We start from the raw sequence: 737 nt of genomic DNA on the forward strand, positions 1-737 counted from the left end.
TAGCCGTACCGGAAGGTGCGGCTGGAACACCTCCTTTCTAGAGAAAGACGGCCTATAGGTATCACACAAATGCGAGGAACAGTCTGTTCTCTCTAGCTGTCAATTTAAAACATAGAGTAGTAGGCAGTGGCCAGTACTCAGTCCGCAGTAGAGCGTTACTGCCAGCTGCGACTGAACACTGCATACTAAATACAGTCTCATAGCTCAGCTGGTTAGAGCGCTACACTGATAATGTAGAGGTCGGCAGTTCGAGTCTGCCTGAGACTACGGTCGCGCTTTGCGCGAGAGTTCAAAGTTTTGAGTTCAAAGTTCAAAGTTTTGGGGAAGTTCATAGAAATACAATTGAGATTTTAGAAGTTGGGCAACCAGTTTACAGTACGCAGTTTGCAGTACGCAGTACGTCAAATAAAGACTGATTACTGAATACTGGGACTGCCGGCTATAAAAAACGGGGGATTAGCTCAGCTGGCTAGAGCGCCTGCCTTGCACGCAGGAGGTCATCGGTTCGACTCCGATATTCTCCACGATTTTAATTCTGAATTCATAATTCTGAATTTAGAATTAGAAAAAGGTTCATTGACATATTGGAAAAAGATACATGAAATCATTAGATATAAATATCTGATAGAACAAAATAATTGTAACGAGCAATTATAACTCATTAAAAAGACAAAAGTACAATAAGCTACAAAAGAGCGTATGGGGAATGCCTAGGCTCTCAGAGGCGATGAAGGACG

2 tRNA genes are annotated in these 737 nt (G+C 42.7%); both read left to right on the plus strand.

Annotated elements, in window-relative coordinates:
- Positions 1-193: 193 nt before the first annotated feature.
- Positions 194-267, plus strand: a tRNA-Ile gene (locus ACFSR8_RS00840).
- Between the two features lie 183 nt (positions 268-450).
- Positions 451-524, plus strand: a tRNA-Ala gene (locus ACFSR8_RS00845).
- The last annotated feature ends 213 nt before the right edge of the window (positions 525-737 follow it).

Origin of the sequence: Hyunsoonleella rubra (assembly GCF_042684665.1) — a bacterium.
Taxonomy (GTDB): Bacteria; Bacteroidota; Bacteroidia; order Flavobacteriales; family Flavobacteriaceae; genus Jejuia; species Jejuia rubra.